Raw genomic sequence first — 24,423 nt, forward strand, 5'->3', positions numbered from 1 at the left:
AATAAGCATTTTAATAGAGCGAACCTGATAGTGGCAGGATTCCGATAAAGTTGCTCCCGAAATGAATAAACCCTTGCAAATCTAAGGGCTTAGGAGCCATCCGTGGTACGCTCATCGGATGGCAACGAACTATTTAAAGAAAATTTTATCGGCTCGCGTCTATGACGTAGCCAGAGAAACCGAGCTGCAGCTCGCCCCAGAGCTGACAAAGCGTTTGGGCAACCAGGTCCTACTCAAAAGAGAGGATAACCAGCCTGTTTTCTCCTTCAAATTGCGTGGTGCCTATAACAAAATGGCCCATTTACCTCTAGAAGCCTTAAAACGCGGGGTTATTGCGGCCTCTGCAGGCAATCATGCCCAAGGTGTAGCCCTATCGGCAGCCAAAATGAAGTGCAAAGCCGTCATCGTGATGCCGGTAACCACCCCCAGCGTCAAAATTGATGCAGTCAAGGCTCGCGGCGGATCTTGGGTAGAAATCATTCTTCATGGTGAATCCTATAGTGACGCTTTCAAGCATTCAGAAGTTTTAGGTAAAAAACGGGGTCTCACTTTTGTTCACCCCTTTGATGATCCCGATGTTATTGCAGGGCAAGGAACAATTGCTCACGAAATTTTTACCCAATATGAAAAACCAATTGATGCAGTTTTTGTAGCCATTGGTGGCGGTGGCTTGATTTCCGGTATTGGCGAGTACATCAAAGCAGTTAGCCCAAAAACTAAAGTAATCGGTGTTCAAGCTTCAGATTCAGATGCCATGAATCAATCACTCAAAGCAAATAAACGCATTGAGATGAAGGATGTCGGTTTGTTCTCTGACGGTACCGCTGTAAAACTCGTCGGCAAAGAAACATTCCGCATCTGCAAAAAGGTTGTGGATGAAATTGTCACTGTCGACACAGACGAAATCTGCGCAGCAATCAATGACGTCTTCACTGATACACGCAGCATCCTTGAGCCTGCTGGCGCACTTGCTATTGCTGGCATGAAGAAGTACGTTGAGAAAAAACGTATCAAGAAGAAAACCTTAGTGGCTGTGGCTTGCGGGGCCAATATGAACTTTAGCCGTCTACGCTTTGTAGCAGAGCGTGCTGATGTTGGTGAGTTTCGAGAGGCCGTATTTGCGGTAACCATTCCTGAAGAACGCGGCTCTTTCAAACGCTTCTGCGAATTACTTGGAAGACGCAATGTTACCGAATTTAACTATCGCATTGGCGATCAAAGTGAAGCACATATTTTCGTAGGCATCAGCACACAAAAAGCGGGTGATAGCGAAACTATTGCAAAGCATTTCAGAAAAGCAAAGTTCGCAACAATTGACTTAACTCATGATGAGTTAGCAAAATCACATTTACGTCATATGGTGGGCGGTCATTCTGCACTTGCTAAAGATGAATTGCTCTATCGTTTTGAATTCCCAGAGCGCCCAGGTGCTTTGATGAAGTTTTTAACCAGCATGGCTCCTAACTGGAATATCAGTTTGTTCCACTATCGCAATCACGGCGCTGACTATGGCCGTATTTTGATTGGTCTTCAAGTACCGAAAAATGAACAGAAGAAATTCCAAAACTTCTTAGCAACCTTGGGGTATCCGCACTGGGATGAAACCAATAACCCTGCATATCGCCTGTTCCTGAAATAGACTCAGCTAAAGATGTCATACACACTCACCGGAAAACTCGTCGTCGCGATCTCATCACGCGCCCTGTTTGATTTTGAAGAAGAAAATCGCATCTTTGAATCTACCGACGACAGTGCTTATATGAAGTTGCAACTACAGCGCCTAAGTGAGGCAGCACAAAAAGGCGTAGCCTTCCCACTAGTCAAGAAACTCCTCGCCTTTAATGATGAGGGTGAGCAGCGGGTTGAGGTGGTCATTCTCTCTCGTAATGACCCCGTCAGCGGCCTACGGGTATTCCGCTCAGCAGAACACCATGGCTTACATTTAGAGCGCGGTGTATTCACCAGAGGCAGACCTCCTTATCACTACCTGCGCTCTCTACATGCCAATCTCTTTCTTTCTGCAAATGAAGATGATGTGCGAGCAACCATTGATGCTGGCTTCCCTGCAGCCCGCGTATATCCAGAGTCCAGCAAAACTGCTGAATCTCACCCTAATGAAATCCGTATCGCATTTGACGGAGACGCAGTACTCTTCTCCGATGAAGCTGAACAGGTGTTTCAGAAAAAAGGGCTTGAAGCCTTTGTTGATCATGAGAGCAAAAAGGTTGATATTCCACTGCCTCCAGGCCCATTCAAGCCTTTGCTAGAAGCGCTTCATAGGTTACAACGCTCCACCAGTGAGAACGGTATGCGTATTCGCACGGCATTAGTCACAGCGCGTTCTGCCCCAGCACACGAACGGGCCATTCGGACGTTGATGGCATGGGGTATTGATGTGGATGAAGCGATGTTCTTAGGCGGTCTATCTAAGAGTGAGTTCTTAAGAGAATTCGAGCCAGACTTTTTCTTTGATGACCAAACAGGTCATTGCCAATCAGCAGCCTCTGTAGCACCCACTGGTCATGTTGTATCAGGCGTATCGAATAAGCCAAAAGACTAAAAAAACGACTCAAAACGAAAAGAAATCAAGTAATTCATGGCAACAATTTTACTCGGACAAGCAACGCAATATCCAGATCAATATGATCCGAGCTTATTGTTTCCCATTCCAAGATCCGAGAACAGAAAAAAGCTGGGTCTCAAAGAAGATCAGGCCTTGCCATTTGTAGGCGTAGATATTTGGAATGCATTTGAACTGAGTTGGCTTAATCAAAAGGGAAAGCCCCAAATTGCTTTGGCAGAATTTCAGATTCCTGCTGATTCACCGAATATGATTGAGTCCAAATCATTCAAGCTCTATCTCAATAGCCTCAACAGCGCACGCTTTGAAGACGAGAACGAGGTTAAAGAGCGCCTCATCACAGACTTATCTGTGATTGCCGGTAGCAAGATCACCACTCGAATCAACCCCACTGAAGTAATCTCCAAAAAGGGGATGCAAGAAATGGGTGGTATTTTGATGGATAGATTGGATATCGAAGTAGATCCAAGTCTACCCGCAGACCCAAGCCTTCTAGGCGTGAATGAATCCTTTGGGCCGATTGAACAATGCCTAGTCTCTCACCTACTCAAATCTAATTGCCCGGTTACCGGTCAACCAGACTGGGCTAGCGTGCAAATTCGTTACCAAGGCAGGCCAATCCTTGAAGAAGGTTTATTGCGCTACCTCATTGGCTTTAGGCAGCTAGGTGAGTTTCATGAGCACTGTGTTGAAACGATCTTTACCGACATTAAGCGTCAGTGCAAACCAGAGAAGCTATCTGTATATGCTCGCTATACACGACGCGGCGGTCTAGACATTAATCCTTTCCGCACCGATCACAATTCACCTTGGCCGGATAACATTCGGCACTCCAGGCAGTAAGAATTTAATACGTTTTAAAAGTAGGCAAATAAAAACCCCTTGTAGGAAATCCTAGAAGGGGTTTTTGCTATTGCAGTGATAACCGCACTAGTTGTTATTGCTTAAAACGGAATATCGTCATCCATTGCACCGAGTGATGCAGCGTTTGAGGCTGCTGGAGCAGACTGCTCAGCCGGCTTTGAGCGGCTATAGCTCTCGCCACCATCACCACTTCCGCCTACTGGCTTGCCACCAAGCATTTGCATCGTTTCTGCAACGATCTCTGTGGAATACTTTTCTTGGCCACTTGCATCAGTCCATTTACGTGTACGCAAACGACCTTCAACATAAACTTGTGAGCCTTTTTTGAGGTACTGACCAGCGATTTCTGCAAGCTTGCCAAAGAATGCAACACGGTGCCATTCTGTGGTTTCTTTCATTTCGTTGGTTTGTTTGTCTTTGTAGCGATCAGATGTTGCTACTGAAATATTTGTAACGGCGTCGCCGCTTGGCATATAACGCGTCTCTGGATCACGTCCTACGTTACCTACGATGATGACCTTATTTACCGAAGCCATGTTGTCTCCCGAAGAAAAATACTACTGTTATTACTGCTAAAAAATAAACTGCTCGCTTTAATTTAATCTATGAAGCTGCGGTTATGTCGTTGTGCTTACGTCCTTTGATTCTGTTGCTCTAGTTGGCATTTCACCCATCGACCAAGCAATTATAAGCCAGCAAACCAGGAGTGCTGCGCCCATTGCAAAGACCGATAAATCACCATGGCTATCCATTAAATAACCCCCAATGACAGCCCCTGAGAACAGGCCAATGGATTGCGTGGTGTTGTAAACACCCAATGCGGTGCCCTTGGATTCCTTAGCAAAACGAGATACCAAAGAAGGCTGCAGGGCTTCTAGCAAATTAAAGCCTACAAAATAAACTAGCAATGCACTTGCAATCGTGATCACTGAATTTGCTTGCGTAAAAATACACTCTGCAATCAGCAGTAAAACAATCGCAATTAATAAAACTGTTCTCAACTGCTGCTTCTTTTCGCCATAAATAATGGCGGGTGCCATAAAGACAAATGACAGCAGCACTACAGGAAGATAAATTTCCCAATGGGAAGAAAGCGGCAGTCCTGCTTGTACAAGTAAACGTGGGACCACTAAGAACATTGCAACTTGAGTTGCATGCAATACAAATACACCGAGATTTAAACGCATCAAGTCCGGACGAAAGAAAACCTCTTTCAAGGAAGCTTGTTGAACTTTTGCTTCCGGCTTGCTTGTTGGCAAAACGTAATAAGTCACAAACATCGCAATCACGCCCAAGACTGCCAGAACGATAAAAATTCCACTCAGACTGATAGCGCGATAAATCGGCGCAGCAATGACTAAGGACAGCGCAAATGAGAGAGCAATGCTGCCGCCGACTAATGCCATGGCTCGAGTACGCACCTGTTCACGAGTCAAATCCGCTACCCAGGCAGAAATCGCTGCCGAGACCGCACCAGCACCCATAATCCCGCGGCCAATAGCGATCCAGAGTAAGTCATCTTTGGCTGCACAAATTAAAGCGCCTGCCACAAACAGGGATAAGCCCCATAAAACGACAGGTTTACGCCCAATTCGGTCCGATAAACGGCCTAAGGGGATATAAAAACAGGCCTGCACAATATTGAAGATTCCAAGGGTCAAACCTACCCAGAGGGCATGCTCACCACCCGGTAAGCCCCGCGCATGAATGCTAAAGATGGGCAATAGCAGGAACAGGCCCAGCATACGAAGGCCAAAGATGCCTGCTAAGGCCAGAGTGGAGCGAAGTTCAGAAGGATTCATGGGAAAGAGCTATATTAACAAGTTACGCTAAAAAATCATGAATAACGAAATCAAGATCCGCGGTGCCCGCACCCACAACCTCAAAAACATCAATCTAGACATCCCTAGAGAGAAACTTGTCGTCCTTACTGGCTTATCAGGCTCAGGCAAAAGCTCCTTGGCTTTTGATACTCTGTACGCAGAAGGTCAACGCCGCTATGTTGAATCTCTATCAGCTTATGCCCGTCAGTTTTTACAACTCATGGAAAAGCCAGATGTCGACACGATTGAAGGGCTTTCACCGGCGATTTCGATTGAACAAAAAGCAACGAGTCACAATCCACGCTCCACCGTTGGAACTGTCACAGAAATTCATGACTACCTACGCTTGTTATTTGCACGTGCAGGCACACCGCATTGCCCTGATCACGATCTCCCATTAGAAGCCCAAAGCGTTTCTCAAATGGTCGACACTGTGTTGTCGATGCCCGAAGATACCAAGTTAATGATTCTGGCACCCGTTGTGAGCGAACGCAAAGGTGAGTTTGTCGATCTCTTCCAGGACCTGCAGGCACAAGGGTTTGTGCGCTTTCGCGTGCGCTCTGGTGGCGGCACAGCAAACGTTGCTAAAGCAGAAATTTTTGAAGTTGACCAATTACCAACACTGAAGAAAAATGATAAGCACTCGATTGAAGTCGTAGTCGATCGTATCAAAGTGCGTCCCGATATTCAGCAACGTTTAGCAGAGTCTTTTGAGACGGCCTTACGTCTAGCTGACGGCAAAGCGATGATTGTGGATATGGATACCGGCAAAGAGATGATCTTCTCTAGTAAGTTTGCTTGCCCAGTTTGCTCATACTCTTTACAAGAATTAGAGCCACGCCTCTTCTCTTTTAATAACCCAATGGGCGCCTGCCCTTCCTGTGACGGCCTGGGTCATCAGTCTTTCTTTGACCCCAAGCGTATTGTTGCTCACCCTGATTTATCACTCGCATCTGGCGCCATTAAAGGATGGGATCGTCGTAATCAGTTCTACTTCAAACTACTTCAGACCCTGGCCAAGCATGGTGGCTTTGATGTGGAGAAGCCATTCGAGACCCTCAATAAGAAACAACAAGATCTGGTTCTCTTGGGGTCTGGTGATGTCACCATTCCCTTTGAATATATCAACGAGCGTGGCAAAAATAGTATTCGTGAACACGCCTTCGAAGGCATTGTTGCCAACTTTGAAAGACGCTATCGCGAAACAGATTCCATGACAGTGCGCGAAGAACTATCGCGCTATCAAAATGTCCAAACCTGCCCAGAATGTAATGGCAGTCGTTTGCGCAAAGAAGCACGCTTTGTCAAAGTGGGTGAAAAGAAACAGTCTCGTGCAATTTATGAAATCAGTGCCCTTCCTCTCAAAGAAGCCAAAGAGTATTTTGAAACGCTTGAACTCAAAGGTGCCAAACGAGAAATCGCTGACAAGATTGTCAAAGAGATTGGTGCACGTCTGCGCTTCTTAAACGACGTAGGCCTGGATTACCTTTCCCTCGAGCGCAGTGCCGATACCCTATCTGGCGGCGAAGCCCAACGCATTCGCTTGGCGAGCCAGATTGGCTCTGGCTTAACGGGTGTGATGTACGTTCTAGATGAACCTTCAATCGGCTTACATCAGCGGGATAACGATCGCTTGATCGGCACCTTGAAGCACCTTCGTGATTTAGGCAATAGCGTTTTAGTCGTTGAGCATGATGAAGATATGATTCGCGCCTCTGACTGGGTAATTGATATTGGCCCGGGTGCTGGTGTTCATGGCGGCGAAGTAGTTGCTCAAGGCACACCGGCAGAAGTAGAGGCAAATCCAAATTCTTTAACGGGCGCTTATCTTGCTGGCCGAGAAGCCATCGCGGTTCCCGAAAATCGTATTCCTGTAAACGATCGATTTTTAGAAATTATTGGCGCACGTGGCAATAACTTGCAATCAGTTCACGCCAAGATTCCCGTTGGCTTGCTAACTTGCGTGACTGGTGTATCGGGCTCCGGCAAATCCACCTTAATTAATGACACCCTGCATCATGCGGTTGCGCAGCATCTATATGGCTCCAATGCGGAACCTGCAGCGCACGACGCCATTAAGGGTCTAGAGCATTTCGATAAGGTGATTAGTGTTGACCAATCTCCGATTGGCAGAACACCGCGCTCTAACCCTGCAACCTATACCGGCCTTTTTACTCCGATTAGAGAACTCTTTGCTGGCGTACCCGCATCACGCGAGCGTGGCTATGAAGCTGGTCGCTTCTCTTTTAACGTTAAGGGTGGTCGCTGCGATTCCTGTGAAGGCGATGGCGTTCTCAAAGTAGAAATGCACTTCTTGCCAGATGTTTATGTACCTTGCGACGTTTGTCACGGCAAACGCTATAACCGCGAGACTTTAGATATTCGCTACAAAGGCAAGAACATTCATGAAGTGCTGTCGATGACCATCGAGCAAGCCCATGAATTCTTTGAAGCGGTTCCTGTTGTTAAGCGCAAACTCAAAACGCTTTTGGATGTTGGCTTGGGCTATGTGAAGCTCGGACAAAGCGCAACCACCCTATCTGGTGGCGAAGCGCAACGCGTAAAACTCTCTCTCGAGCTTTCTAAACGCGATACCGGCAGAACCTTATATATCCTTGATGAACCAACCACTGGTTTGCATTTCCACGATATCCAATTGCTATTAACCGTGATTCAAACACTCAAGAAACAAGGCAATACGATTGTGATCATTGAGCACAACTTGGATGTTATTAAGACGGCTGATTGGATTATCGACTTAGGGCCTAAAGGCGGCGCTGGCGGTGGACAAATCATTGCTACCGGCACGCCTGAAGATGTGGCTAAAAATGAATTGAGCTTTACAGGCCACTACTTAGCTCCATTGCTGACTCGTAAAACACCTACCCCTGCAGCTAGCAAAAAGAAAGCGAAGTAAAGCAATTAAAGCGTGTGGTGTTATTGAATTGATCTCAGAGTAATTTAGCTTCAGCTAAATCAGTCGCCTCTGAATTGCCTGAGATCACCAAAATATCATTAGCCTCAAGCGCGAGTTCTGGAACGGGGTCTAACTTCACGTAATCTGCGTTTCGACCCTTGCGACGCACCGCTTGAACATTGACGCCCTCTTTTTCCAGATCAAGCTCAGCTAAAGTTTTACCAATTGCCTGTGAATGCGGTAGTAAGGTAATTGCGTGTAAGCGCCAAGATTCATTCGAACCAAAATCATCGTCTGCAGATCCCCGGAAATAGCCCCTGAGCAAGCTGTAGCGCTCTTCTCTTGCTGTCGTTATGCGTCGCACTACCTTACGCATTGGTACGCCCATAATCAGCAGAACATGGGAAGCAATCATCAAGCTACCCTCAATGAGTTCCGGCACGACTTCGGTAGCGCCAGCAGCTTGTAACTTGGCGATATCTGCATCATCTCTGGTACGCACCAATACGGTCATACCAGGACGCAAATGTTCGACTTGACGAAGAACCCGCATGCTTGCTGCAGTATCCGCATAAGTAATCACTACTGCCTTAGCTCTAGAGAGGCCAGCAGCCACTAAATAATTTTCACGACTTGCATCGCCATACACTACGTTATCACCAGCAGCCGCAGCTTCTTTGACGCGATCCGGATCTAAATCCAAAGCAATGTAAGGAATTTTTTCTTGGTCAAGCATACGCGCCAAGCTTTGACCTGAGCGACCAAAGCCGCAAATGACTACATGGTTTTCATTACGCACACTTTTAGAAGCAACGCGAGTGAGAGCAAGTGATTGCAGTAACCATTCATTACTAGAAAAACGCATTGCTATGCGATCACTGTACTCAATCAGAAATGGTGCGCAGAACATCGAGATCAACATGGCTGCTAATACTGCTTGACTCAAGGTGGGATCAATTAAATCTAATCCGTCGATTTGATTGAGCAACACAAAGCCGAATTCACCCGCCTGAGCTAAGCACAAGCCGGTTCTAATGGAGATGCCAGGGCTTGAGCCAAACCCCCGTGATAGCAGGGCAATAAGGCCAAATTTAAAGATGAGGGGACCGATCAAGAGCACCAAAACTAGTAACCACTGCTCACGTATGACATTGAAATCCAGCAGCATGCCAATCGTAATAAAGAAGAGGCCGAGCAATACATCACGGAACGGTTTGACATCCTCTTCCACCTGATGACGGTAAGGAGTTTCTGAAATCAACATACCCGCCAAGAACGCACCAAGGGCCAGTGATAAACCAAAGTGCTCAGTTAATCCCGCCATACCCAACACGATTAGCAAGAGATTGAGCATGAATAATTCTTGTGAGCGTAGCTTGGCAACCAATCTAAACCAATGGCTCATCAAACTTTGGCCAATAAAGAAAATCAACACCAAAGCAATCGTGATTTTGATAGAGGCTGCAGTAAGTGCAACAAATAAGTCCGAAGGATTTTTGCCTAACGATGGCAACAAGATCAACAGGAATACAACTGCTAAATCCTGGAATAACAAAATACCGACGACATTGCGGCCATGTTCTGTCTCCAGCTCAGCGCGGTCAGAGATCAGTTTGGTCACAATGGCAGTAGATGACATTGCTAACGCACCACCTAAAGCGATAGCTGCGTGCCACGAAATGGGATAAATCCAATTAATCAAAAGACTCGCTGGGACTGCCAGCAACATAGTCAAAATGACCTGACTACCTCCCAATCCAAATACGATCGACCGCATGGCCCTGAGCTTGTGAAGATTAAATTCCAGGCCAATTGAGAACATCAGGAAAACCACGCCAAACTCAGCCAAATACTTCACCGTAGCCGAATCATTTGCCAGACCAAGGGCGTGTGGGCCAATCAGCACACCAATGGCCAAATAGCCCAAAATAGGGGGTAAGCCAAAATAGCGGAAAATAACCACTCCGGCCACACCCGAGGCCAGGAGAATGAGGGTTAATTGAAGGACTGACGGCATATACTTACTCGATGATAGCTAAGACTCGTGAACGTACCCTAAAGCTTGCGCGCGACACCCTCACTATTGAGGCTGCTGCACTGCAAACCATGCGTGATCGCCTTGAGGGCGCTAACGCTGACGCCCTTGTGCTGGCGGTTGAGCTTTTACATGGCTGCAAAGGCAGAATCGTGGTTTCTGGAATTGGCAAATCAGGTCATATTGCCCGCAAAATCGCCGCTACCTTTGCCTCTACCGGCTCACCAGCATTTTTTGTTCATCCTGCGGAAGCCAGCCATGGTGACTTAGGAATGGTTACCAGAGATGATGTATTTGTCGCTCTTTCTAATTCTGGCGAGACCGATGAACTCCTCACCATCGTTCCAATTGTGAAACGTACCGGCGCAAAACTGATTGCCCTGACTGGCGCCCCAAACTCTTCTCTTGCCAAATTAGCAGACGCACACTTAGATACCAGCGTTGAAAAAGAAGCTTGTCCTTTAAATCTAGCACCCACGACAAGCACTACAGCTGCACTAGCGATGGGTGATGCGCTAGCGGTTGCATTATTAGACGCACGAGGATTTGAAGCTGAGGACTTTATTCGCTCTCATCCCGGTGGCAGACTAGGTCGCAAGCAATTGATGCATGTCAGTGAAGTGATGCGTAGCTTTGCAGACACCCCGAAAATATCTATTGATGCATCACTACAAGATGCCTTGCTGGAGATGACATCAAAGCGTATGGGTATGGTGGTAATACTAGATGCCAACCAGAAAGTATTTGGCATATTGACTGACGGAGACTTACGTCGCCTCCTAGAAAAAACTACCAACCTTGGTGGCATCAAGCTCGAGAGCGCTACTACCGCAGACCCGCGCACTATACCTGCAGAGTTACTTGCTGAAGAAGCAATTGAGATGATGGAAAAACACCGCATCAATCATCTGGTCGTCACTGACAACAAAGGCCATTTATTGGGCGCCTTAAATCTGCATGATTTATTTGCCGCCAAAGTCATTTAATTTAATTAGTGATCGAACTTTTTTATGCCTAGCGCCTTTACACCTCACAACACCAACCCTCTTACTCAATACCCACAAGCATGGGAGCGCGCTGGCCAAGTAAAACTTCTAGTATTGGACGTTGATGGTGTTCTGACTAATGGACAGGTTTGGATTGGTGCGGATGGCAAAGAATCTCTGAAAGCTTTTGATATTCAGGATGGTTTAGGCATTAAATTATTAGAGCAATGCGGTATTTCGACGGCCATCATTACCGGCAGAAATTCCAAGATGGTTTTAGCGCGCTGCGAAGAACTAGGCATTAAACATGTTCATATGGGCGTTGAAAACAAAGCTACTGCATTGGCAGAAGTCATTAAATCTCTTGGGCTTACTACAGCTGATTGTGCTGTTATGGGTGATGATTGGCCAGATCTATCAATGATGAAAAACGCAGGCTTACGGATTTGTCCAGCGCAAGGTCATGATGCCGTTAAAGAATTCGCTCACTTGGTGACGACGCGTAGCGGTGGTAACAGTGCCGTACGTGAAGCATGCGATCTTATCCTCAAAGCACAGAATCGCTATGAAGAGCTACTGAATAAGGCCCGTAGCTAAGCAATGCAGTTAAAGCCTCAACAAATTAAAGTCGGTATTGGTCGTGCTTTACTGCGCCTGCTGCCCTTGATTTTGATGGGTGCACTAACACTAGCAACTTTTTGGCTCGTGCAAAAAAATACTCCGCCAGAAAAATCTCCCTTAGAACGTGTTCGCCTCCATGAGCCTGACTACACCATTAAAGATGGTGCACTATCCGCCTTAAATGAATTAGGGAATACCAAATATCGAATTTTGGGAGTCAAAGTTACCCACTACGATGACGATGCCTCAATCGATATCCTTACACCTCGCATGCGCTTGTTTCAGGCAGAGAAAGCGCCTGTCACTGTAAAGTCAGATACCGGACATATTGATGGCGATCTCACTATTTTGGATTTGTACGATAACGCCAGCATCTTTCGCCCCGCTCAAGAGGCGACGGCATCACAGCCGGCTACTTTAAGAATGCTGGCTAGCTCAAGCTATTTCAAAGTACTTATTAACGATGACATTATCGAAACGGATCGGCCGATTACCCTCGAGCAAGGAATGTCGATCATGAACTCTACCGACGGTGGTGTTTTTAATAATGTTCAGCAAAGCATGGTTCTCAGCGGTCAAGTCAAAGGGCGTATCGAACGCGCCCCACGGGATAAACCATAAAATGATTCCGATGAAAAACTTGCTCACACGTATAGCGTTCATCAGCTTTCTCGCGCTTGGATTGACCGCTCCGTTTTCAGTGCAAGCTGAAAAAGCAGATCAAGATAAACCCGTCATCCTCGAAGCGGAAAAAGTTTCTGTAGATGATGTCAAACAAGTTTATGACCTTAATGGTCAAGTGCTACTCATTAAAGGTAGCATTATTGTGACCGGCGAAGATGGGCATATCGCAGTAGATCCTCAAGGCTATGAATTTATCGATGTTGTCGGCACACCCGAAGCCGTTGCAAGCTTTAGACAGCGTCGCGAAGGCCTTGCAGATGAGTTCATGCAAGGACGTGGCACTCAAGTGACGTATGACGCAAAGACAGAGTTTCTGACGCTTACTGGCGATGCTAGCCTCAAGCGCTTACTCAATATGCAAATGCTCGATCAGTTGAAGGGCTCGAAAATTGAGTACGATGATGTAAAGCAGTACTATCGAGTAGTACCCCCCAAAGATGCAAAGCCAGATGATTTGCCTACAGCAAGAGCCATCCTTTCACCAAGACGAAAAGCAACCCTAGAGAAATGACAGCGGATTTAGCCCAATTGAATAATGCGCCAACACTCAGCGCCCATAATTTACAAAAACGTTACGGCTCAAGAACTGTGGTTCGGGACGTATCAGTCCAAGTAAGGTGTGGTGAGGTCGTTGGATTGCTAGGGCCAAATGGGGCAGGCAAAACCACCTCCTTCTACATGATTGTTGGTCTTGTTCCACTCGATGGAGGGAATATTGTTTTAGACGGCGCTGATATTACGCATTTACCGATTCATCAGCGTGCTCGGATGGGTCTCTCCTATTTACCGCAAGAAGCCTCTGTATTCAGAAAGCTGAACGTAGCGGAAAATATTCAAGCTGTACTAGAGCTCCAGGTTCAGGGCGGTAAACCCCTGAGCAAGGCTGAGATTGCCAATCGCCTCGATGAGCTCTTAGGCGAGCTCCAAATTAGCCATCTTCGGAATAACCCAGCCCTTTCCCTTTCAGGTGGTGAACGTAGGCGCGTGGAGATTGCTAGGGCACTGGCCTCACAGCCAAAGTTTATTTTGTTAGATGAGCCATTTGCTGGTGTTGACCCTATTGCCGTTGGGGAAATTCAACGAATTGTGCGCTTCCTTCGAGACCGTCAAATTGGGGTGCTCATCACAGACCATAATGTTCGTGAAACCCTAGGTATCTGCGATCACGCCTACATCATCAGTGAAGGTAGCGTCTTGGCCGAAGGCAAGCCCGAGCAGATTATTCAGAACGATGCCGTTAGAAGAGTCTATCTGGGCGAAAACTTCCGGATGTAAGCCAGACAAGGCTCTACTCTCTTAAAGTAATAAAAATTGCACTTCCCTCTTGGTTTTCAGCAAATTCGCTGATACGCTGGAGGCTCATGGTTTATTTTTCCAAAAAAAACAGCACAACAATTACAGGGGCTTGCTGCGCACCCCAGGTATTAGTATGCGCACGCATCTATAGCATCTATAAAAGGAGTCGCTAATGAATTTAAAAATTAATAGCCGTCATGTGGAAGTTACCCCTGCCATGCGCTCTCATCTGGAGGCGGGACTAGCCAAAATTCGTAAGCACTTCGACCACGTCATTGATGCATCTGCTTTTCTGGTGGTAGACAAGGCTAAAGAAAAGGATCTACGTCAAAGTGCTGAGATCACTATTCACCTTAAGGGCAAGGACTTGTTCGCTGAAGCACATAACGCAGATCTCTATCACGCCATGGATGCAGTGGTTGATAAATTAGAGCGTCAAGTCGTAAAACATAAAGAAAAGATTCAAGATCATCATCACGAAAAGCATTTTGAGTGATCAATTACGTCAGGACACCTATAATCAATTCACATGAATGCCCTGATTAATCTTTTTACTCCCGACTGCATTGCATTAGACATCCCCGCCAAAAGCAGGGCTGATGCATTTGCAGCCGCTGGAGAACTATTCTCCAAACAAACCGGTATCGCAGCCAACTCAGTAGTGGAGTTCCTCAATGCTCGCGAAGATTTGGGCTCAACAGCCCTTGGCGCAGGTGTGGCAATACCCCACGGTCGCGTTAAAGGCTTAAAGCAGCCTAGCGCAGCTTTTATGAGACTGCAAAACCCAATTGAATTTGCAGCTCCGGATGGTGAAGCGGTATCCATCATGATTTTCTTATTGGTACCCGAAAAAGCTACACAACAACATTTAGAAATTTTGTCTTCCATTGCTCAACTGCTATCGGATGCCGATGCTCGCCAGACCTTGTCCTCTGCAGCAGATCCTGTAAAAGTTTGCGAACTCTTGCAACACTGGGGCGCAGCAAAATGACTCAGCCATTACTCCTAGAGGGAGTAACTGCTCAGCAGATTTTTGATGACAATGTTTCCGACCTAAAACTTTCTTGGATTGGTGGTCTTGAAGGTGCGGATCGTACATTCCCACCTGAGGCCGTAAAGGCAGCTGCTGCCAGCTCAGACTTAGTGGGTCACTTAAACCTCATTCACCCAAGCCGTATTCAGATATTTGGTGAGCAAGAGGTTGACTATCATGCAGCCCTAGAGCCAAAACAGAGACAAGAGCAAATTGCCAACCTAATCTCCAAGACTCCGCCTTGCGTCATCGTGGCCGATGGCAAAAGTGCGGATCCTGACTTACAGTTGTTCTGCCAGCGGTCCTCAACGCCTTTATTCACCACGGCGATTTCTGCAGCAGAAGTCATTGACCATTTACGCACCTACTTAACCAAAATTGGCGCACCTCAAATCACCATGCATGGTGTCTTTATGGATATCCTGGGTTTAGGAGTCCTCCTCACCGGGGAATCTGGTTTAGGTAAAAGTGAATTAGGTCTTGAACTCATATCTCGCGGGCATGGACTGGTAGCAGACGATGCGGTTGACTTTGCGCGCCTCGGACCGGATTACATAGAAGGTCGCTGCCCAGTCATCTTGCGCAACTTGCTTGAAGTGCGTGGATTGGGGTTGCTTGATATTCGCACGATCTTTGGTGAAACTGCTGTACGTCGCAAATTAAAACTCCGCCTGAATGTTCAACTTGTTCGTAGAACCGATGGTGAGTTTGAGCGCTTACCCCTTGAGACCCAACACATCAATGTACTAGGCATTCCTATTCGGACAGTAAAAATTCAGGTGGCTGCAGGTCGTAACTTAGCAGTGCTAGTTGAGGCTGCTGTACGCAATACGATTTTGCAACTGCGTGGCATCGATACCTTAAAAGAATTTATTGAGCGTCAGCGCATTCAAATGAATGCTGAGTCTGACGCCACCAAGTCACAAGGTCGACTGCTTTAAGTTATGCAGATAAATCTGATTACCGGAATCTCAGGCTCAGGTAAATCAGTAGCCCTGAGGGCTTTCGAAGATGCGGGCTATGACTGTGTAGATAATCTTCCTGTCTCACTTCTAGAAAGCCTCGTCTCTACCCTTGAAAAAGAAAAGTGTGAGCAAGTTGCTGTCGCCATTGATGCTCGTCGTGGGCAATCGATTGAAAACCTCCCCTCGATTCTTGAAAACTTACGCAAAAATCACCAAGTCCGAATTGTTTTCTTAAATGCTGACACCAACACCCTCATTCAGCGCTTTTCTGAGACGCGCCGACGCCATCCTTTATCTACTAATGCCAAGCAGTCACAATCTGCGACATTAATTGAAGCAATTGATAAAGAACGTAATCTGCTGGAACCCTTACGCACCCAAGCGCACAGCATTGATACTAGCAATCTACCTGCACATGCGCTGCGCTCTTGGATTCAGGACCTCCTCAAAGATAAACCTGTAGGTCTCACGGTAATTTTTGAATCGTTCGGCTTTAAAAAAGGTGTGCCTAGCGAAGCTGACTTAGTGTTTGATGTACGCTGCCTGCCAAATCCTCATTACGATAAGGTACTGAGGCCTCTTACCGGTAACGATAAGCCTGTAAAAGAATTTCTGGAAAAAATTCCAGAGGTAGTGAGCATGGAATCAGATATCACACAATTCATCAACAAATGGTTACCCCACTACATTGCTGATGGTCGCAGTTATTTAACGGTAGCAGTTGGTTGCACTGGTGGTCAACATCGCTCTGTTTATTTGGTAAACCGCCTAAGCGAACACTTCCGCGCCCAGAAAGATCTTATAGACTTACAGCTTAATTTTTTAGATCGTCATCGCGAACTAGACTCAGGCCTTGCAACAAAATCTTAATCGGTTGCGGTAGGCCATAGCGCCCCAATTGATTTAAGGGCACCCACTTTAGATCTCGATTTGAAAATGTCAGCTCTTTTGAGCTGCTTGCCTGCCAAATCTGCATCCATAAACGACGATGCGTAAAGACATGCTTAATTTCTTCGGTGCGGCTTACTGCCTTACATGCTTTTGTAAGCATGGCAAACGTTTCATCCGGCAATGTAATTGCAAATAACGTTTGCGCACTGATGTCTGCATCCTTTGCACCAGATACTCTGGGCATCCAAGGCCCTTCTGGTAGCGACCACAGCCCGCCCCAGATGGCTTTACTTGGGCGCTTTTGCAATAGGACCGAATTACCCCAGCGCATCAGTAACATATTGCAATCAAATTCTGGAGATTTTGTCTTCTTCGTTTTTTGGGGAAGTAGAAGAACTTGATCGCTTAAATTTGCTTGGCAATCTTTCGCAAATGGGCATTTCTTTTCTGAGCCTAAACAAACAGGTTTACGTGATGTGCACCAAGTAGCACCAAAGTCCATCAACGCCTGTGTGTACACCGGCATATCAATGGATTTAATTGGCAATAAATCGGTTGCCAAAGCCCATAGGCGATCGTTTACTGCCTTGTCCTGTATCGGGCCTTCAATTGCGAATAAACGCGCGAGAATACGCTTCACATTGGCATCCAAAATAGGCGCACGCTCATGATATGCAAAAGCGGCGATAGCACCTGCAGTAGAGCGACCGATACCCTTCAATTGCTCAAGCAAAGCTGGATCACTGGGAAACTCACCCTTGAACTCTGCCACGACTTGCTTTGCGCAAGCATGTAAATTTCTAGCACGCGAGTAATAACCTAAACCAGCCCACTCGGCGAGCACCTCGTCAATATCGGCAGTGGCTAATTTTTTGACTGTTGGAAAGCGCTTCATAAAGCGCGGGTAACGCTCAAGGACGGTAGCTACTTGAGTTTGCTGCAACATGATTTCTGAAACCCATACTGCATAAGGGTCTCGATTACCTTGCCACGGTAAGCCTGAACGCCCGCTGATCGCATGCCAAGCGACTAACTTTGATGCAAATGTGTTGACTAGCGTTTTTGACATTGAGGACAGAAATAAGTAGAACGTTGACCTTGTACTATCTGATGAATCGGTGTTTTACATACCTTGCATGGCAAGCCTTTGCGATCATAGACTTTGGTTTGAACCATAAAGTGGCCAGGATCACCATCGCTATTCACAAAATCTTTTAATGAACTGCCACCCGCATCGATTGCTTTTTTCAATATTGATCTCACTGCTTTTGCAAGACGAGAGCATTGTGGTCGTGTGAGCTTGCCGGCTGCTTTAGCAGGATGAATGCCTGCCTCAAATAAACTTTCTGAACAATAAATATTACCCACACCAACAACTGCTTGGCCGGCCAGCAGAAACTGCTTCACTGCAACACTGCGTTTACGGGAAGTTTGATACAAAATGTCTGCGCCCAACTCACCAGCAAACTCCGGAGAAAATGGCTCCACCCCTAGTTTTTGTAAAAGCGTAAATTTTTCAATTGGCCCCTTTGACTTAGGGTGCCACAAGACGGCTCCAAATTTTCGTGGGTCATGTAAGCGCAAGCTGAACTTTGCAAATTCCAGCGTGACCCGATCATGGGTCTTCAGGGGATCGGAACTGGGCAGAACACGCAGGGTTCCTGTCATTCCCAAATGAATCAGTAAATAACCAGTATCCATTTCCAATAAAAGATACTTCCCGCGTCTTTCAATGGCGTGCACTGTTTGACCGGGCAAGGTTTTAGAGAGGCTAGCCGGCACTGGCCAGCGCAAGCGTCCGTCAATAATCTTGACGGCACTGACCTTATGCCCCTCAAGATGGGGGGCGATTCCTAATCGGGTGACTTCTACTTCTGGAAGTTCTGGCATAAATGGATTGTAGATTCGCGGATTAGAATGTGCTTATGAGTAAATTCAGACTAAAACCTCTTTTACAGGGTTTATTCCTTGCAGCCCTGACCGTTGGAGCAATTGCATCAGCGCATGCCCAGAGCCAGCAGGATGGATTGCAAACAGGTGAAGCAGTGTTTGAAGTGCTCGCCTCAGAAATTGCCATTCAGCGAGGTGAAGCTGGGTTGGCATACAACACCTACCTGGAGATGGCCCGTCAATATAAAGATCCTAGACTGGCCCAAAGAGCTATGGAAATTGCCATTGCAGGTGGCTCCCCGGATTTAGCCATGCAAGCGGCCAAAACTTGGGATGAGCTATCTCCAAATTCAGATACAAAACCCAAAGAAGTATTGGTAACCCTCTTGGTATTAAGCAATCGCTGGAATGATGCCGTAAAGCCAGCAATTGCTTTACTGCGCCAACAAACACCTGCGCAACAAGAAAATACGCTCTTACAGTTACAAGCGTTGCTAGCTAAAGCAAAAGATGAGTCTGAGGCCTTACGCGCTTTTTATGAAATCGCATCTTCCGTCAAGACTCCTCCTAAGGATCCCGGCTTACTCTATACGTACGCGATGTCTGCCGAAAAAGCTGGTCATATCGATGTCATGGAAAAAACTTTGCGCGATATTTTGCGCAAGAACCCAAATGATGTGAATTCTTTAAATGCGCTTGGTTACTCCTTAGCCGATCGTAATATAAAGTTACCGGAAGCCCTTGCACTCATTAGCAAAGCACATCAACTCTCACCAAAAGATAGTTTTATTTTGGACAGCCTAGGTTGGGTGAACTTTCGTCTTGGCAAAAATGCGCTTGCATTAGAGCAACTACAGCAAGCATTTGCCATGAAACCAGAAGCAGATATTGCGGCTCATACAGGTGAAGTGCTGTGGGCCATGAATCGACGTCCTGAAGCTGAAGAAATGTGGCGCCAAGGACAAAAGTTAGATGCCAATAATCCAACACTCAAAGAAACCTTGCAGCGTTTAAAGCCCGACTGGGCCAAAGACGACCAGATGTCCAAGGGATCATGGGACGGGCGTTTTGCAGTTAAGGTGATTGGCTTAACTGAGTCGCAAAACCAAGGCGGCTCTGGCGGCTTTACTTTGACCCAAGACGCGTTAAAAGATATTTTAGAGATCCGCAGTCCTATGGGCGGATCGATTGCAAAAATTACTATTACACCTGGTGAAGCTACGCTCGAAAGCGATGGCAAAGTTGTTACTGCAGTCGATGCAGATACATTGGTGCAAAACACTTTAGGCCTTCCACTTCCGGCGCGTGGACTATCGAACTGGTTAAGAGGCGAAGTGCGCCCCGGAAGCGAAGCAAGTATCGAGAGAAATTCCAAGGGTCAGGTGAGCAAAATTAGTCAAGATGGTTGGGACTTGGTATACACATGGAGCAATACCAATCGACTTGAGAAATTGATCATGACGCGCAGCTCCAACATCGGCTCGATTGACATTCGTCTCGTATTTGATCGCCCGAATGATTAAGCAAAACCATCATGGCGAACTCTGATCAGTTAACGCTTCGTTCGCCAGCCAAACTCAATCTTTTTCTTCACATCATTGGGCGCAGAGATGATGGCTATCATCTTCTGCAATCTGTTTTTCAGTTGATTGATTGGTGCGACACGATTCACTTAAAAAGAATTCCTGCAAATGCAGTGCGCCGAATGAATCCTATTACGGGCGTTCCGCCAGAACAAGATTTAGTCGTCCGCGCAGCAAAACTTCTAAAAGATTTTTGCATGATTGAAGCTGGCGTTGAAATCGATCTTCAAAAAGAAATTCCGATGGGCGCCGGCATGGGAGGTGGGTCTTCTGACGCAGCCACCACCTTGATTGGACTGAATGCCCTTTGGGACCTCAATCTATCTAAAGAAACGCTTTGCACCCTGGGATTAAAGCTTGGGGCTGATGTTCCATTTTTCATTTTTGGCCAAAATGCCTTTGTTGAAGGTATCGGTGAGAAAATTCAGGCCATTTCCCTTCAAACCCCTGATTTCTTGGTGATCTTTCCCAATAAAGGCATCGTAACCGCTAGCATTTTTCAAGACCCGGAATTGACCCGAGATCACGCTCAGATTACAATTGATGGCTTTCTTGCATCGCCAAAGTCATTTCAGTCCAATGATTGTCAGGCTGTAGCGATGCGGATTTGCCCAGAAGTGAAGCAAGCTTTGGATTGGATTACCCAGGCAGTACCGGGCTCACAGCCCCGAATGTCTGGCTCTGGAAGTAGCGTTTTTGCAGCCTTAGACCCTAAGACTGACACCGCAAAACTAGAAAATCTTCTGCAAAATCTTCCTAAAGGGTGGGTAGGTCGAATTGTTCGGGGGCTAAATAAAAATCCCGCTTACAATTTGGTTTCTTCAGATTGACCTGTAGGGGAATCGCCAAGCTGGTTAAGGCACTGGATTTTGATTCCAGCATGCGAAGGTTCGAATCCTTCTTCCCCTGCCAAGGACTGTAGAAACGACAAAGATAACCTTTTGACCCCACAAAACCCTTAAGACTATGTCCTCCATAAACGCAGATTTACTGACTCTTTTCACAGGCAACGCAAATCCCGTTTTGGCTGAGGCTGTAGCCAAAGAACTCAATCTCCCAATGGGAAAAGCCTTTGTTGGCCGCTTCTCTGATGGAGAGATCCAAGTAGAAATTCAAGAGAACGTCCGCGGCAAGAATGTCGTGGTAATCCAATCAACCTGTGCACCTACCAATGACAGCTTGATGGAACTCATGATCATGATTGACGCCCTAAAGCGTGCATCTGCAAGCCGTATAACCGCAGTGATTCCTTACTTCGGTTATGCCCGTCAAGACCGTCGCCCCCGCTCTGCACGTGTTGCGATCTCCGCACGTATCGTTGCCAACATGCTCCAGTCCGTAGCTGGCATTGAACGCGTTTTGACGATGGACCTGCATGCCGACCAAATTCAAGGCTTTTTTGATATTCCAGTAGATAACATTTACGCTTCTCCGGTTTTATTGGCGGACCTTGAGGCACAGAAGACCAAAAAAGACCTAATCATCGTCTCTCCAGACATCGGCGGCGTAGTACGCGCCCGCGCAATGGCCAAGCAATTGGGTACCGATTTAGCGATTATTGATAAACGCCGCCCTAAGGCCAACGTATCCGAAGTAATGCACCTCATTGGCGAAGTAGAAGGCCGCCATTGCGTCATCATGGATGACATTATCGATACCGGTGGAACGCTCTGTAAAGCCGCTGAAGCGCTTAAAGAGCGTGGTGCTAAGGGTGTTACTGCCTACTGTACTCACGCCGTGCTATCAGGCGGTGCTGTAGCCCGTATCGCCGCCTCTGAATTAGATGAGCTAGTAGTAACCGACACCATTCCTTTGACCCCAGAGGCCATGAAAGTGTCCAAAATTCGCCAATTGAGCGTCGCTCCGATTCTTGCTGAAACCCTTTCCCGCATTAGCAAAGGTGATTCAGTGATGTCGATGTTTGCCGAATAAGCCAAAAATCACCGTTTTACCCCGGTTTTTGGCAGTTTTGAGCCTTTTGTAGGCGAAAACATCCTTTCCCACGATATAATTGAAGGCTTTTCTGTTTGGTCGCGAACGGAAATTAACCTTAACTAGGAAATTCATCATGAAAGTAGTTGCTTTTGAAAGAAGCGTACAGGGAACGGGTGCGAGCCGCCGTCTGCGCAATTCCGGAAAAACTCCGGGAATCGTTTACGGCAGTAAAGATCCAGCCTTGGTCATCGAGTTAGACCATAACGCGTTGTTCCATGCTCTCCGCAAGGAAGCATTCCACTCATCCATTTTGGATTTGGAAATTGGTGGCAAGACACAAAAAGTGTTGTTGCGCGATTACCAAATGCATCCATTTAAGCCACTGGTATTGCACATTGACTTCCAGCGCGTATCCGCGACTGAGAAAGTGCATATGCGCGTTCCATTGCACTTCACAAACGCTGACACTTCAGCTGCCGTGAAATTGCAAGGCGCTGTTATTAGCCACATCCTTACTGAACTCGAAGTTTCTTGCTTACCAGCAGACTTGCCAGAGTTCATCGAAGTGGACTTGGCGAAGATTGAAGTTGGTCATGGCGTTCACGCTAAAGACCTTGCATTACCAAAAGGCGTTACTTTGGTATTGCATGTTGAGCAAGAGAACCCAGTGCTTGCAAACGCACGTATCCCAGCAGTTAAAGCTGCTGAGCCTACAGATGCGCCTGCTGCACCAGCAGCGGCAGCCCCTGCAGCCGAAGCACCAAAGGATAAAGCTTAATTCATTAGCTAAATCGCTTGTACTAGAAGGCCTGCGCAAGCGGGCCTTTTTTATTGCCCCAAGTTTTCAATCTTTTTTGGCGAAATACTTTTATATCTTTAAACTCTCAGCATGACTAAATTAATTGTTGGCCTAGGCAACCCTGGAGATGAACATGAAGCAGATCGGCACAATGCTGGCTTCTGGTTTGTTGACGCCCTAGCAAAACAATTAAACGCACGCTTTGAAACAGAAAAGCGCTTTCATGGAAAAGTAGCGAAAGCGAAATGGGAAGGTGAAGATATTTACTTACTCAAGCCCAGCACTTACATGAACCTTAGTGGTCAGTCAGTTGGAGCGCTATGTCGCTTTCACAAAATTACTCCGGCAGATATTTTGGTGGTGCAAGATGAGCTTGATCTCAAGCCGGGTACTGCGCGCTTGAAGCTAGGTGGTGGCACTGGTGGCCATAATGGTCTAAAAGATATCCAAGCACATTTAAGTACGCCAGATTATTGGCGCTTACGCTTAGGCATTGGCCACCCAAGAGATTTGGCAGGCGATGGACGCCCCATGGATGTTGCAGATTATGTATTACGCAGACCCCAATTAGCCGAGCAAAAACTGATCGATGCCAGCATTGAGAATGGATTGCAAATATTGCCGCTCTTTTTAAAGGGCGATACCCAAACAGCCATGATGGAGCTGCACTCTAAGGGCTAACTTAGTTAAGCCACTCAGTTAAGCGACATTAGTCTTTTTAGCAGCAGTTAAAAGTTTGAACTTCACCATCAATTGGTCTTGAGTTTCAGTGTGCTCAGGATTAAATGGAATACAGTCAACCGGGCATACCTGGCGACACTGGGGGGCATCGTAATGACCTACGCATTCAGTGCATTTATCTGGATTGATTTCATAAATCTCCAGGCCCATGTAGATCGCATCATTCGGACACTCTGGCTCGCACACATCGCAGTTGATGCATTCGTCTGTGATCATTAAAGCCATGGTTTACTCGCCAATGTCACTCTTTTCACTCTTTATTCTGAGTGCCTGCTGCAATTTTTTGAACTAGCCATTTTTCTACTGATGGGAAAACAAACTTACTCACATCACCACCCATTGAAGCAATCTCACGCACGAAGGTGCCAGAGATAAATTGATATTGATCAGATGGAGTTAAGAACAAAGTTTCAACATCAGGAAGCAGATAACGATTCATACCAGCCATTTGAAACTCATACTCAAAGTCGGATACCGCACGTAAACCACGCACAATCACACGCGCATGATGCTCACGCGCAAAATCTTTTAACAAGCCAGTAAAGCCAACAACTTTGACATTGGGGTAGTGACTCAGGACTTCTGTCGCAATATCAATGCGCTCTTGCAAAGTAAAAAATGGGCGCTTGCTACGACTATCAGCGACACCAACTATTAACTCTTTGAAAATACTCGACGCACGGCGCACCAAGTCCTCGTGACCACGAGTAAATGGATCAAATGTTCCAGGGTATACAGCAACTGTCATAACGTTCCTAAGGCTTTATCGGCTACAGGCA

The 24,423-nt window shown here is 46.6% G+C and carries 25 protein-coding genes and 1 tRNA gene; 19 read left to right on the forward strand and 7 right to left on the reverse strand.

The window, feature by feature from the left end:
* Nucleotides 1-118: 118 nt before the first annotated feature.
* The 3 genes from ilvA to queF are packed head-to-tail and all read left to right on the forward strand — an operon-like array spanning nucleotide 119 to nucleotide 3,424.
* A complete protein-coding gene (gene ilvA / locus ICN20_RS03235) occupies nucleotides 119-1,639 on the forward strand; it encodes a threonine ammonia-lyase, biosynthetic (RefSeq protein ID WP_216238076.1) in 1,521 nt (506 codons plus the stop codon).
* A 12-nt stretch (nucleotides 1,640-1,651) separates the two neighbouring features.
* Entirely contained in the window at nucleotides 1,652-2,560 is a 909-nt protein-coding gene (locus ICN20_RS03240) for a 5'-nucleotidase (RefSeq protein ID WP_215391670.1), read from the forward strand.
* 36 nt (nucleotides 2,561-2,596) lie between these two features.
* Nucleotides 2,597-3,424 carry an NADPH-dependent 7-cyano-7-deazaguanine reductase QueF gene (queF, locus tag ICN20_RS03245; RefSeq protein ID WP_216238077.1) on the forward strand — a complete coding sequence of 276 codons (828 nt, stop codon included), beginning with the start codon at nucleotides 2,597-2,599 and terminating at the stop codon, nucleotides 3,422-3,424.
* 101 nt (nucleotides 3,425-3,525) lie between these two features.
* Here queF and ssb read toward each other — a convergent pair whose 3' ends face one another.
* Both ssb and ICN20_RS03255 read right to left on the reverse strand, forming a co-directional pair.
* Complete coding sequence (gene ssb / locus ICN20_RS03250; protein ID WP_215321062.1) at nucleotides 3,526-3,981, reverse strand: single-stranded DNA-binding protein; 456 nt, start codon at nucleotides 3,979-3,981, stop codon at nucleotides 3,526-3,528.
* Between the two features lie 81 nt (nucleotides 3,982-4,062).
* On the reverse strand, nucleotides 4,063-5,247 hold the full coding sequence (locus ICN20_RS03255) for an MFS transporter (RefSeq protein ID WP_215391672.1): 1,185 nt from the start codon (nucleotides 5,245-5,247) through the stop codon (nucleotides 4,063-4,065).
* Between the two features lie 37 nt (nucleotides 5,248-5,284).
* Between ICN20_RS03255 and uvrA the strand changes: the two genes are divergently transcribed.
* On the forward strand, nucleotides 5,285-8,185 hold the full coding sequence (gene uvrA / locus ICN20_RS03260) for an excinuclease ABC subunit UvrA (protein ID WP_216238078.1): 2,901 nt from the start codon (nucleotides 5,285-5,287) through the stop codon (nucleotides 8,183-8,185).
* 34 nt (nucleotides 8,186-8,219) lie between these two features.
* Here the strand turns inward: uvrA and ICN20_RS03265 are convergent, their stop codons facing one another.
* Nucleotides 8,220-10,202 carry a monovalent cation:proton antiporter family protein gene (locus tag ICN20_RS03265; RefSeq protein WP_216238079.1) on the reverse strand — a complete coding sequence of 661 codons (1,983 nt, stop codon included), beginning with the start codon at nucleotides 10,200-10,202 and terminating at the stop codon, nucleotides 8,220-8,222.
* A gap of 11 nt (nucleotides 10,203-10,213) precedes the next feature.
* Between ICN20_RS03265 and ICN20_RS03270 the strand changes: the two genes are divergently transcribed.
* The 9 genes from ICN20_RS03270 to rapZ all read left to right on the forward strand — a co-directional run bounded on the left by ICN20_RS03270 (nucleotide 10,214) and on the right by rapZ (nucleotide 16,675).
* Nucleotides 10,214-11,206, forward strand: a complete 993-nt coding sequence (locus tag ICN20_RS03270) for an SIS domain-containing protein (RefSeq protein WP_216238080.1) — start codon at nucleotides 10,214-10,216, stop codon at nucleotides 11,204-11,206.
* 24 nt (nucleotides 11,207-11,230) lie between these two features.
* Complete coding sequence (locus ICN20_RS03275) at nucleotides 11,231-11,803, forward strand: HAD family hydrolase (RefSeq protein ID WP_216238081.1); 573 nt, start codon at nucleotides 11,231-11,233, stop codon at nucleotides 11,801-11,803.
* 3 nt (nucleotides 11,804-11,806) lie between these two features.
* Nucleotides 11,807-12,448 carry an LPS export ABC transporter periplasmic protein LptC gene (gene lptC / locus ICN20_RS03280; RefSeq protein ID WP_216238082.1) on the forward strand — a complete coding sequence of 214 codons (642 nt, stop codon included), beginning with the start codon at nucleotides 11,807-11,809 and terminating at the stop codon, nucleotides 12,446-12,448.
* Between the two features lies 1 nt (nucleotide 12,449).
* The gene (lptA, locus tag ICN20_RS03285; RefSeq protein ID WP_216238083.1) at nucleotides 12,450-13,022 is read left to right on the forward strand and encodes a lipopolysaccharide transport periplasmic protein LptA; all 573 of its coding nucleotides are present in this window, start codon (nucleotides 12,450-12,452) and stop codon (nucleotides 13,020-13,022) included.
* Entirely contained in the window at nucleotides 13,019-13,786 is a 768-nt protein-coding gene (gene lptB, locus ICN20_RS03290; protein ID WP_216238084.1) for an LPS export ABC transporter ATP-binding protein, read from the forward strand. Before lptA ends, lptB begins: the two co-directional genes overlap by 4 nt.
* A 193-nt stretch (nucleotides 13,787-13,979) precedes the next feature.
* On the forward strand, nucleotides 13,980-14,303 hold the full coding sequence (gene hpf / locus ICN20_RS03295) for a ribosome hibernation-promoting factor, HPF/YfiA family (protein ID WP_012358449.1): 324 nt from the start codon (nucleotides 13,980-13,982) through the stop codon (nucleotides 14,301-14,303).
* Between the two features lie 33 nt (nucleotides 14,304-14,336).
* A complete protein-coding gene (locus ICN20_RS03300) occupies nucleotides 14,337-14,798 on the forward strand; it encodes a PTS sugar transporter subunit IIA (RefSeq protein ID WP_216238085.1) in 462 nt (153 codons plus the stop codon).
* Nucleotides 14,795-15,781, forward strand: a complete 987-nt coding sequence (hprK, locus tag ICN20_RS03305) for an HPr(Ser) kinase/phosphatase (RefSeq protein ID WP_216238086.1) — start codon at nucleotides 14,795-14,797, stop codon at nucleotides 15,779-15,781. Before ICN20_RS03300 ends, hprK begins: the two co-directional genes overlap by 4 nt.
* A gap of 3 nt (nucleotides 15,782-15,784) precedes the next feature.
* Nucleotides 15,785-16,675 (forward strand): RNase adapter RapZ, encoded by an 891-nt coding sequence (gene rapZ / locus ICN20_RS03310; RefSeq protein ID WP_216238087.1) that lies wholly within the window; start codon nucleotides 15,785-15,787, stop codon nucleotides 16,673-16,675.
* Here the strand turns inward: rapZ and mutY are convergent.
* Together mutY and mutM are read right to left on the reverse strand one after the other, a co-directional pair.
* On the reverse strand, nucleotides 16,620-17,765 hold the full coding sequence (gene mutY / locus ICN20_RS03315; RefSeq protein ID WP_216238088.1) for an A/G-specific adenine glycosylase: 1,146 nt from the start codon (nucleotides 17,763-17,765) through the stop codon (nucleotides 16,620-16,622). The two genes, rapZ and mutY, sit on opposite strands and share 56 nt — an antisense overlap.
* Entirely contained in the window at nucleotides 17,750-18,586 is an 837-nt protein-coding gene (gene mutM / locus ICN20_RS03320; RefSeq protein WP_216238089.1) for a bifunctional DNA-formamidopyrimidine glycosylase/DNA-(apurinic or apyrimidinic site) lyase, read from the reverse strand. Before mutM ends, mutY begins: the two co-directional genes overlap by 16 nt.
* Nucleotides 18,587-18,621: 35 nt before the next feature.
* Between mutM and ICN20_RS03325 the strand changes: the two genes are divergently transcribed.
* The 6 genes from ICN20_RS03325 to pth all read left to right on the forward strand — a co-directional run bounded on the left by ICN20_RS03325 (nucleotide 18,622) and on the right by pth (nucleotide 23,584).
* Nucleotides 18,622-20,109 (forward strand): lipoprotein insertase outer membrane protein LolB, encoded by a 1,488-nt coding sequence (locus tag ICN20_RS03325; RefSeq protein ID WP_216238090.1) that lies wholly within the window; start codon nucleotides 18,622-18,624, stop codon nucleotides 20,107-20,109.
* An 11-nt stretch (nucleotides 20,110-20,120) separates the two neighbouring features.
* The gene (gene ispE, locus ICN20_RS03330) at nucleotides 20,121-20,999 is read left to right on the forward strand and encodes a 4-(cytidine 5'-diphospho)-2-C-methyl-D-erythritol kinase (RefSeq protein WP_216238091.1); all 879 of its coding nucleotides are present in this window, start codon (nucleotides 20,121-20,123) and stop codon (nucleotides 20,997-20,999) included.
* A 5-nt stretch (nucleotides 21,000-21,004) separates the two neighbouring features.
* Nucleotides 21,005-21,081: transfer RNA gene (locus ICN20_RS03335), tRNA-Gln, on the forward strand.
* A gap of 54 nt (nucleotides 21,082-21,135) precedes the next feature.
* Nucleotides 21,136-22,101, forward strand: a complete 966-nt coding sequence (locus ICN20_RS03340) for a ribose-phosphate pyrophosphokinase (protein ID WP_216860181.1) — start codon at nucleotides 21,136-21,138, stop codon at nucleotides 22,099-22,101.
* 136 nt (nucleotides 22,102-22,237) lie between these two features.
* A complete protein-coding gene (locus ICN20_RS03345; protein WP_216238092.1) occupies nucleotides 22,238-22,882 on the forward strand; it encodes a 50S ribosomal protein L25/general stress protein Ctc in 645 nt (214 codons plus the stop codon).
* A 111-nt stretch (nucleotides 22,883-22,993) separates the two neighbouring features.
* Nucleotides 22,994-23,584, forward strand: a complete 591-nt coding sequence (gene pth, locus ICN20_RS03350; protein WP_216238093.1) for an aminoacyl-tRNA hydrolase — start codon at nucleotides 22,994-22,996, stop codon at nucleotides 23,582-23,584.
* A gap of 18 nt (nucleotides 23,585-23,602) precedes the next feature.
* Here pth and ICN20_RS03355 read toward each other — a convergent pair whose 3' ends face one another.
* Together ICN20_RS03355 and coaD are read right to left on the reverse strand one after the other, a co-directional pair.
* Nucleotides 23,603-23,869 carry a YfhL family 4Fe-4S dicluster ferredoxin gene (locus ICN20_RS03355; protein WP_216238094.1) on the reverse strand — a complete coding sequence of 89 codons (267 nt, stop codon included), beginning with the start codon at nucleotides 23,867-23,869 and terminating at the stop codon, nucleotides 23,603-23,605.
* A gap of 25 nt (nucleotides 23,870-23,894) precedes the next feature.
* Nucleotides 23,895-24,392, reverse strand: a complete 498-nt coding sequence (gene coaD, locus ICN20_RS03360; RefSeq protein WP_216238095.1) for a pantetheine-phosphate adenylyltransferase — start codon at nucleotides 24,390-24,392, stop codon at nucleotides 23,895-23,897.
* Nucleotides 24,393-24,423 lie beyond the last annotated feature (31 nt).

Source organism: Polynucleobacter sp. JS-Polo-80-F4, from assembly GCF_018881965.1.
Taxonomy (GTDB): Bacteria; Pseudomonadota; Gammaproteobacteria; order Burkholderiales; family Burkholderiaceae; genus Polynucleobacter.

Excerpts from the sequence above, each read along its gene's own strand:
- ilvA (WP_216238076.1), top strand. The coding sequence starts at position 119 with ATGGCAACGAACTATTTAAAGAAAATTTTATCGGCTCGCGTCTATGAC.
- ICN20_RS03240 (WP_215391670.1), top strand. The coding sequence starts at position 1,652 with ATGTCATACACACTCACCGGAAAACTCGTCGTCGCGATCTCATCACGC.
- queF (WP_216238077.1), top strand. The coding sequence starts at position 2,597 with ATGGCAACAATTTTACTCGGACAAGCAACGCAATATCCAGATCAATAT.
- ssb (WP_215321062.1), bottom strand. The coding sequence starts at position 3,981 with ATGGCTTCGGTAAATAAGGTCATCATCGTAGGTAACGTAGGACGTGAT.
- ICN20_RS03255 (WP_215391672.1), bottom strand. The coding sequence starts at position 5,247 with ATGAATCCTTCTGAACTTCGCTCCACTCTGGCCTTAGCAGGCATCTTT.
- uvrA (WP_216238078.1), top strand. The coding sequence starts at position 5,285 with ATGAATAACGAAATCAAGATCCGCGGTGCCCGCACCCACAACCTCAAA.
- ICN20_RS03265 (WP_216238079.1), bottom strand. The coding sequence starts at position 10,202 with ATGCCGTCAGTCCTTCAATTAACCCTCATTCTCCTGGCCTCGGGTGTG.
- ICN20_RS03270 (WP_216238080.1), top strand. The coding sequence starts at position 10,214 with ATGATAGCTAAGACTCGTGAACGTACCCTAAAGCTTGCGCGCGACACC.
- ICN20_RS03275 (WP_216238081.1), top strand. The coding sequence starts at position 11,231 with ATGCCTAGCGCCTTTACACCTCACAACACCAACCCTCTTACTCAATAC.
- lptC (WP_216238082.1), top strand. The coding sequence starts at position 11,807 with ATGCAGTTAAAGCCTCAACAAATTAAAGTCGGTATTGGTCGTGCTTTA.
- lptA (WP_216238083.1), top strand. The coding sequence starts at position 12,450 with ATGATTCCGATGAAAAACTTGCTCACACGTATAGCGTTCATCAGCTTT.
- lptB (WP_216238084.1), top strand. The coding sequence starts at position 13,019 with ATGACAGCGGATTTAGCCCAATTGAATAATGCGCCAACACTCAGCGCC.
- hpf (WP_012358449.1), top strand. The coding sequence starts at position 13,980 with ATGAATTTAAAAATTAATAGCCGTCATGTGGAAGTTACCCCTGCCATG.
- ICN20_RS03300 (WP_216238085.1), top strand. The coding sequence starts at position 14,337 with ATGAATGCCCTGATTAATCTTTTTACTCCCGACTGCATTGCATTAGAC.
- hprK (WP_216238086.1), top strand. The coding sequence starts at position 14,795 with ATGACTCAGCCATTACTCCTAGAGGGAGTAACTGCTCAGCAGATTTTT.
- rapZ (WP_216238087.1), top strand. The coding sequence starts at position 15,785 with ATGCAGATAAATCTGATTACCGGAATCTCAGGCTCAGGTAAATCAGTA.
- mutY (WP_216238088.1), bottom strand. The coding sequence starts at position 17,765 with ATGTCAAAAACGCTAGTCAACACATTTGCATCAAAGTTAGTCGCTTGG.
- mutM (WP_216238089.1), bottom strand. The coding sequence starts at position 18,586 with ATGCCAGAACTTCCAGAAGTAGAAGTCACCCGATTAGGAATCGCCCCC.
- ICN20_RS03325 (WP_216238090.1), top strand. The coding sequence starts at position 18,622 with ATGAGTAAATTCAGACTAAAACCTCTTTTACAGGGTTTATTCCTTGCA.
- ispE (WP_216238091.1), top strand. The coding sequence starts at position 20,121 with ATGGCGAACTCTGATCAGTTAACGCTTCGTTCGCCAGCCAAACTCAAT.
- ICN20_RS03340 (WP_216860181.1), top strand. The coding sequence starts at position 21,136 with ATGTCCTCCATAAACGCAGATTTACTGACTCTTTTCACAGGCAACGCA.
- ICN20_RS03345 (WP_216238092.1), top strand. The coding sequence starts at position 22,238 with ATGAAAGTAGTTGCTTTTGAAAGAAGCGTACAGGGAACGGGTGCGAGC.
- pth (WP_216238093.1), top strand. The coding sequence starts at position 22,994 with ATGACTAAATTAATTGTTGGCCTAGGCAACCCTGGAGATGAACATGAA.
- ICN20_RS03355 (WP_216238094.1), bottom strand. The coding sequence starts at position 23,869 with ATGGCTTTAATGATCACAGACGAATGCATCAACTGCGATGTGTGCGAG.
- coaD (WP_216238095.1), bottom strand. The coding sequence starts at position 24,392 with ATGACAGTTGCTGTATACCCTGGAACATTTGATCCATTTACTCGTGGT.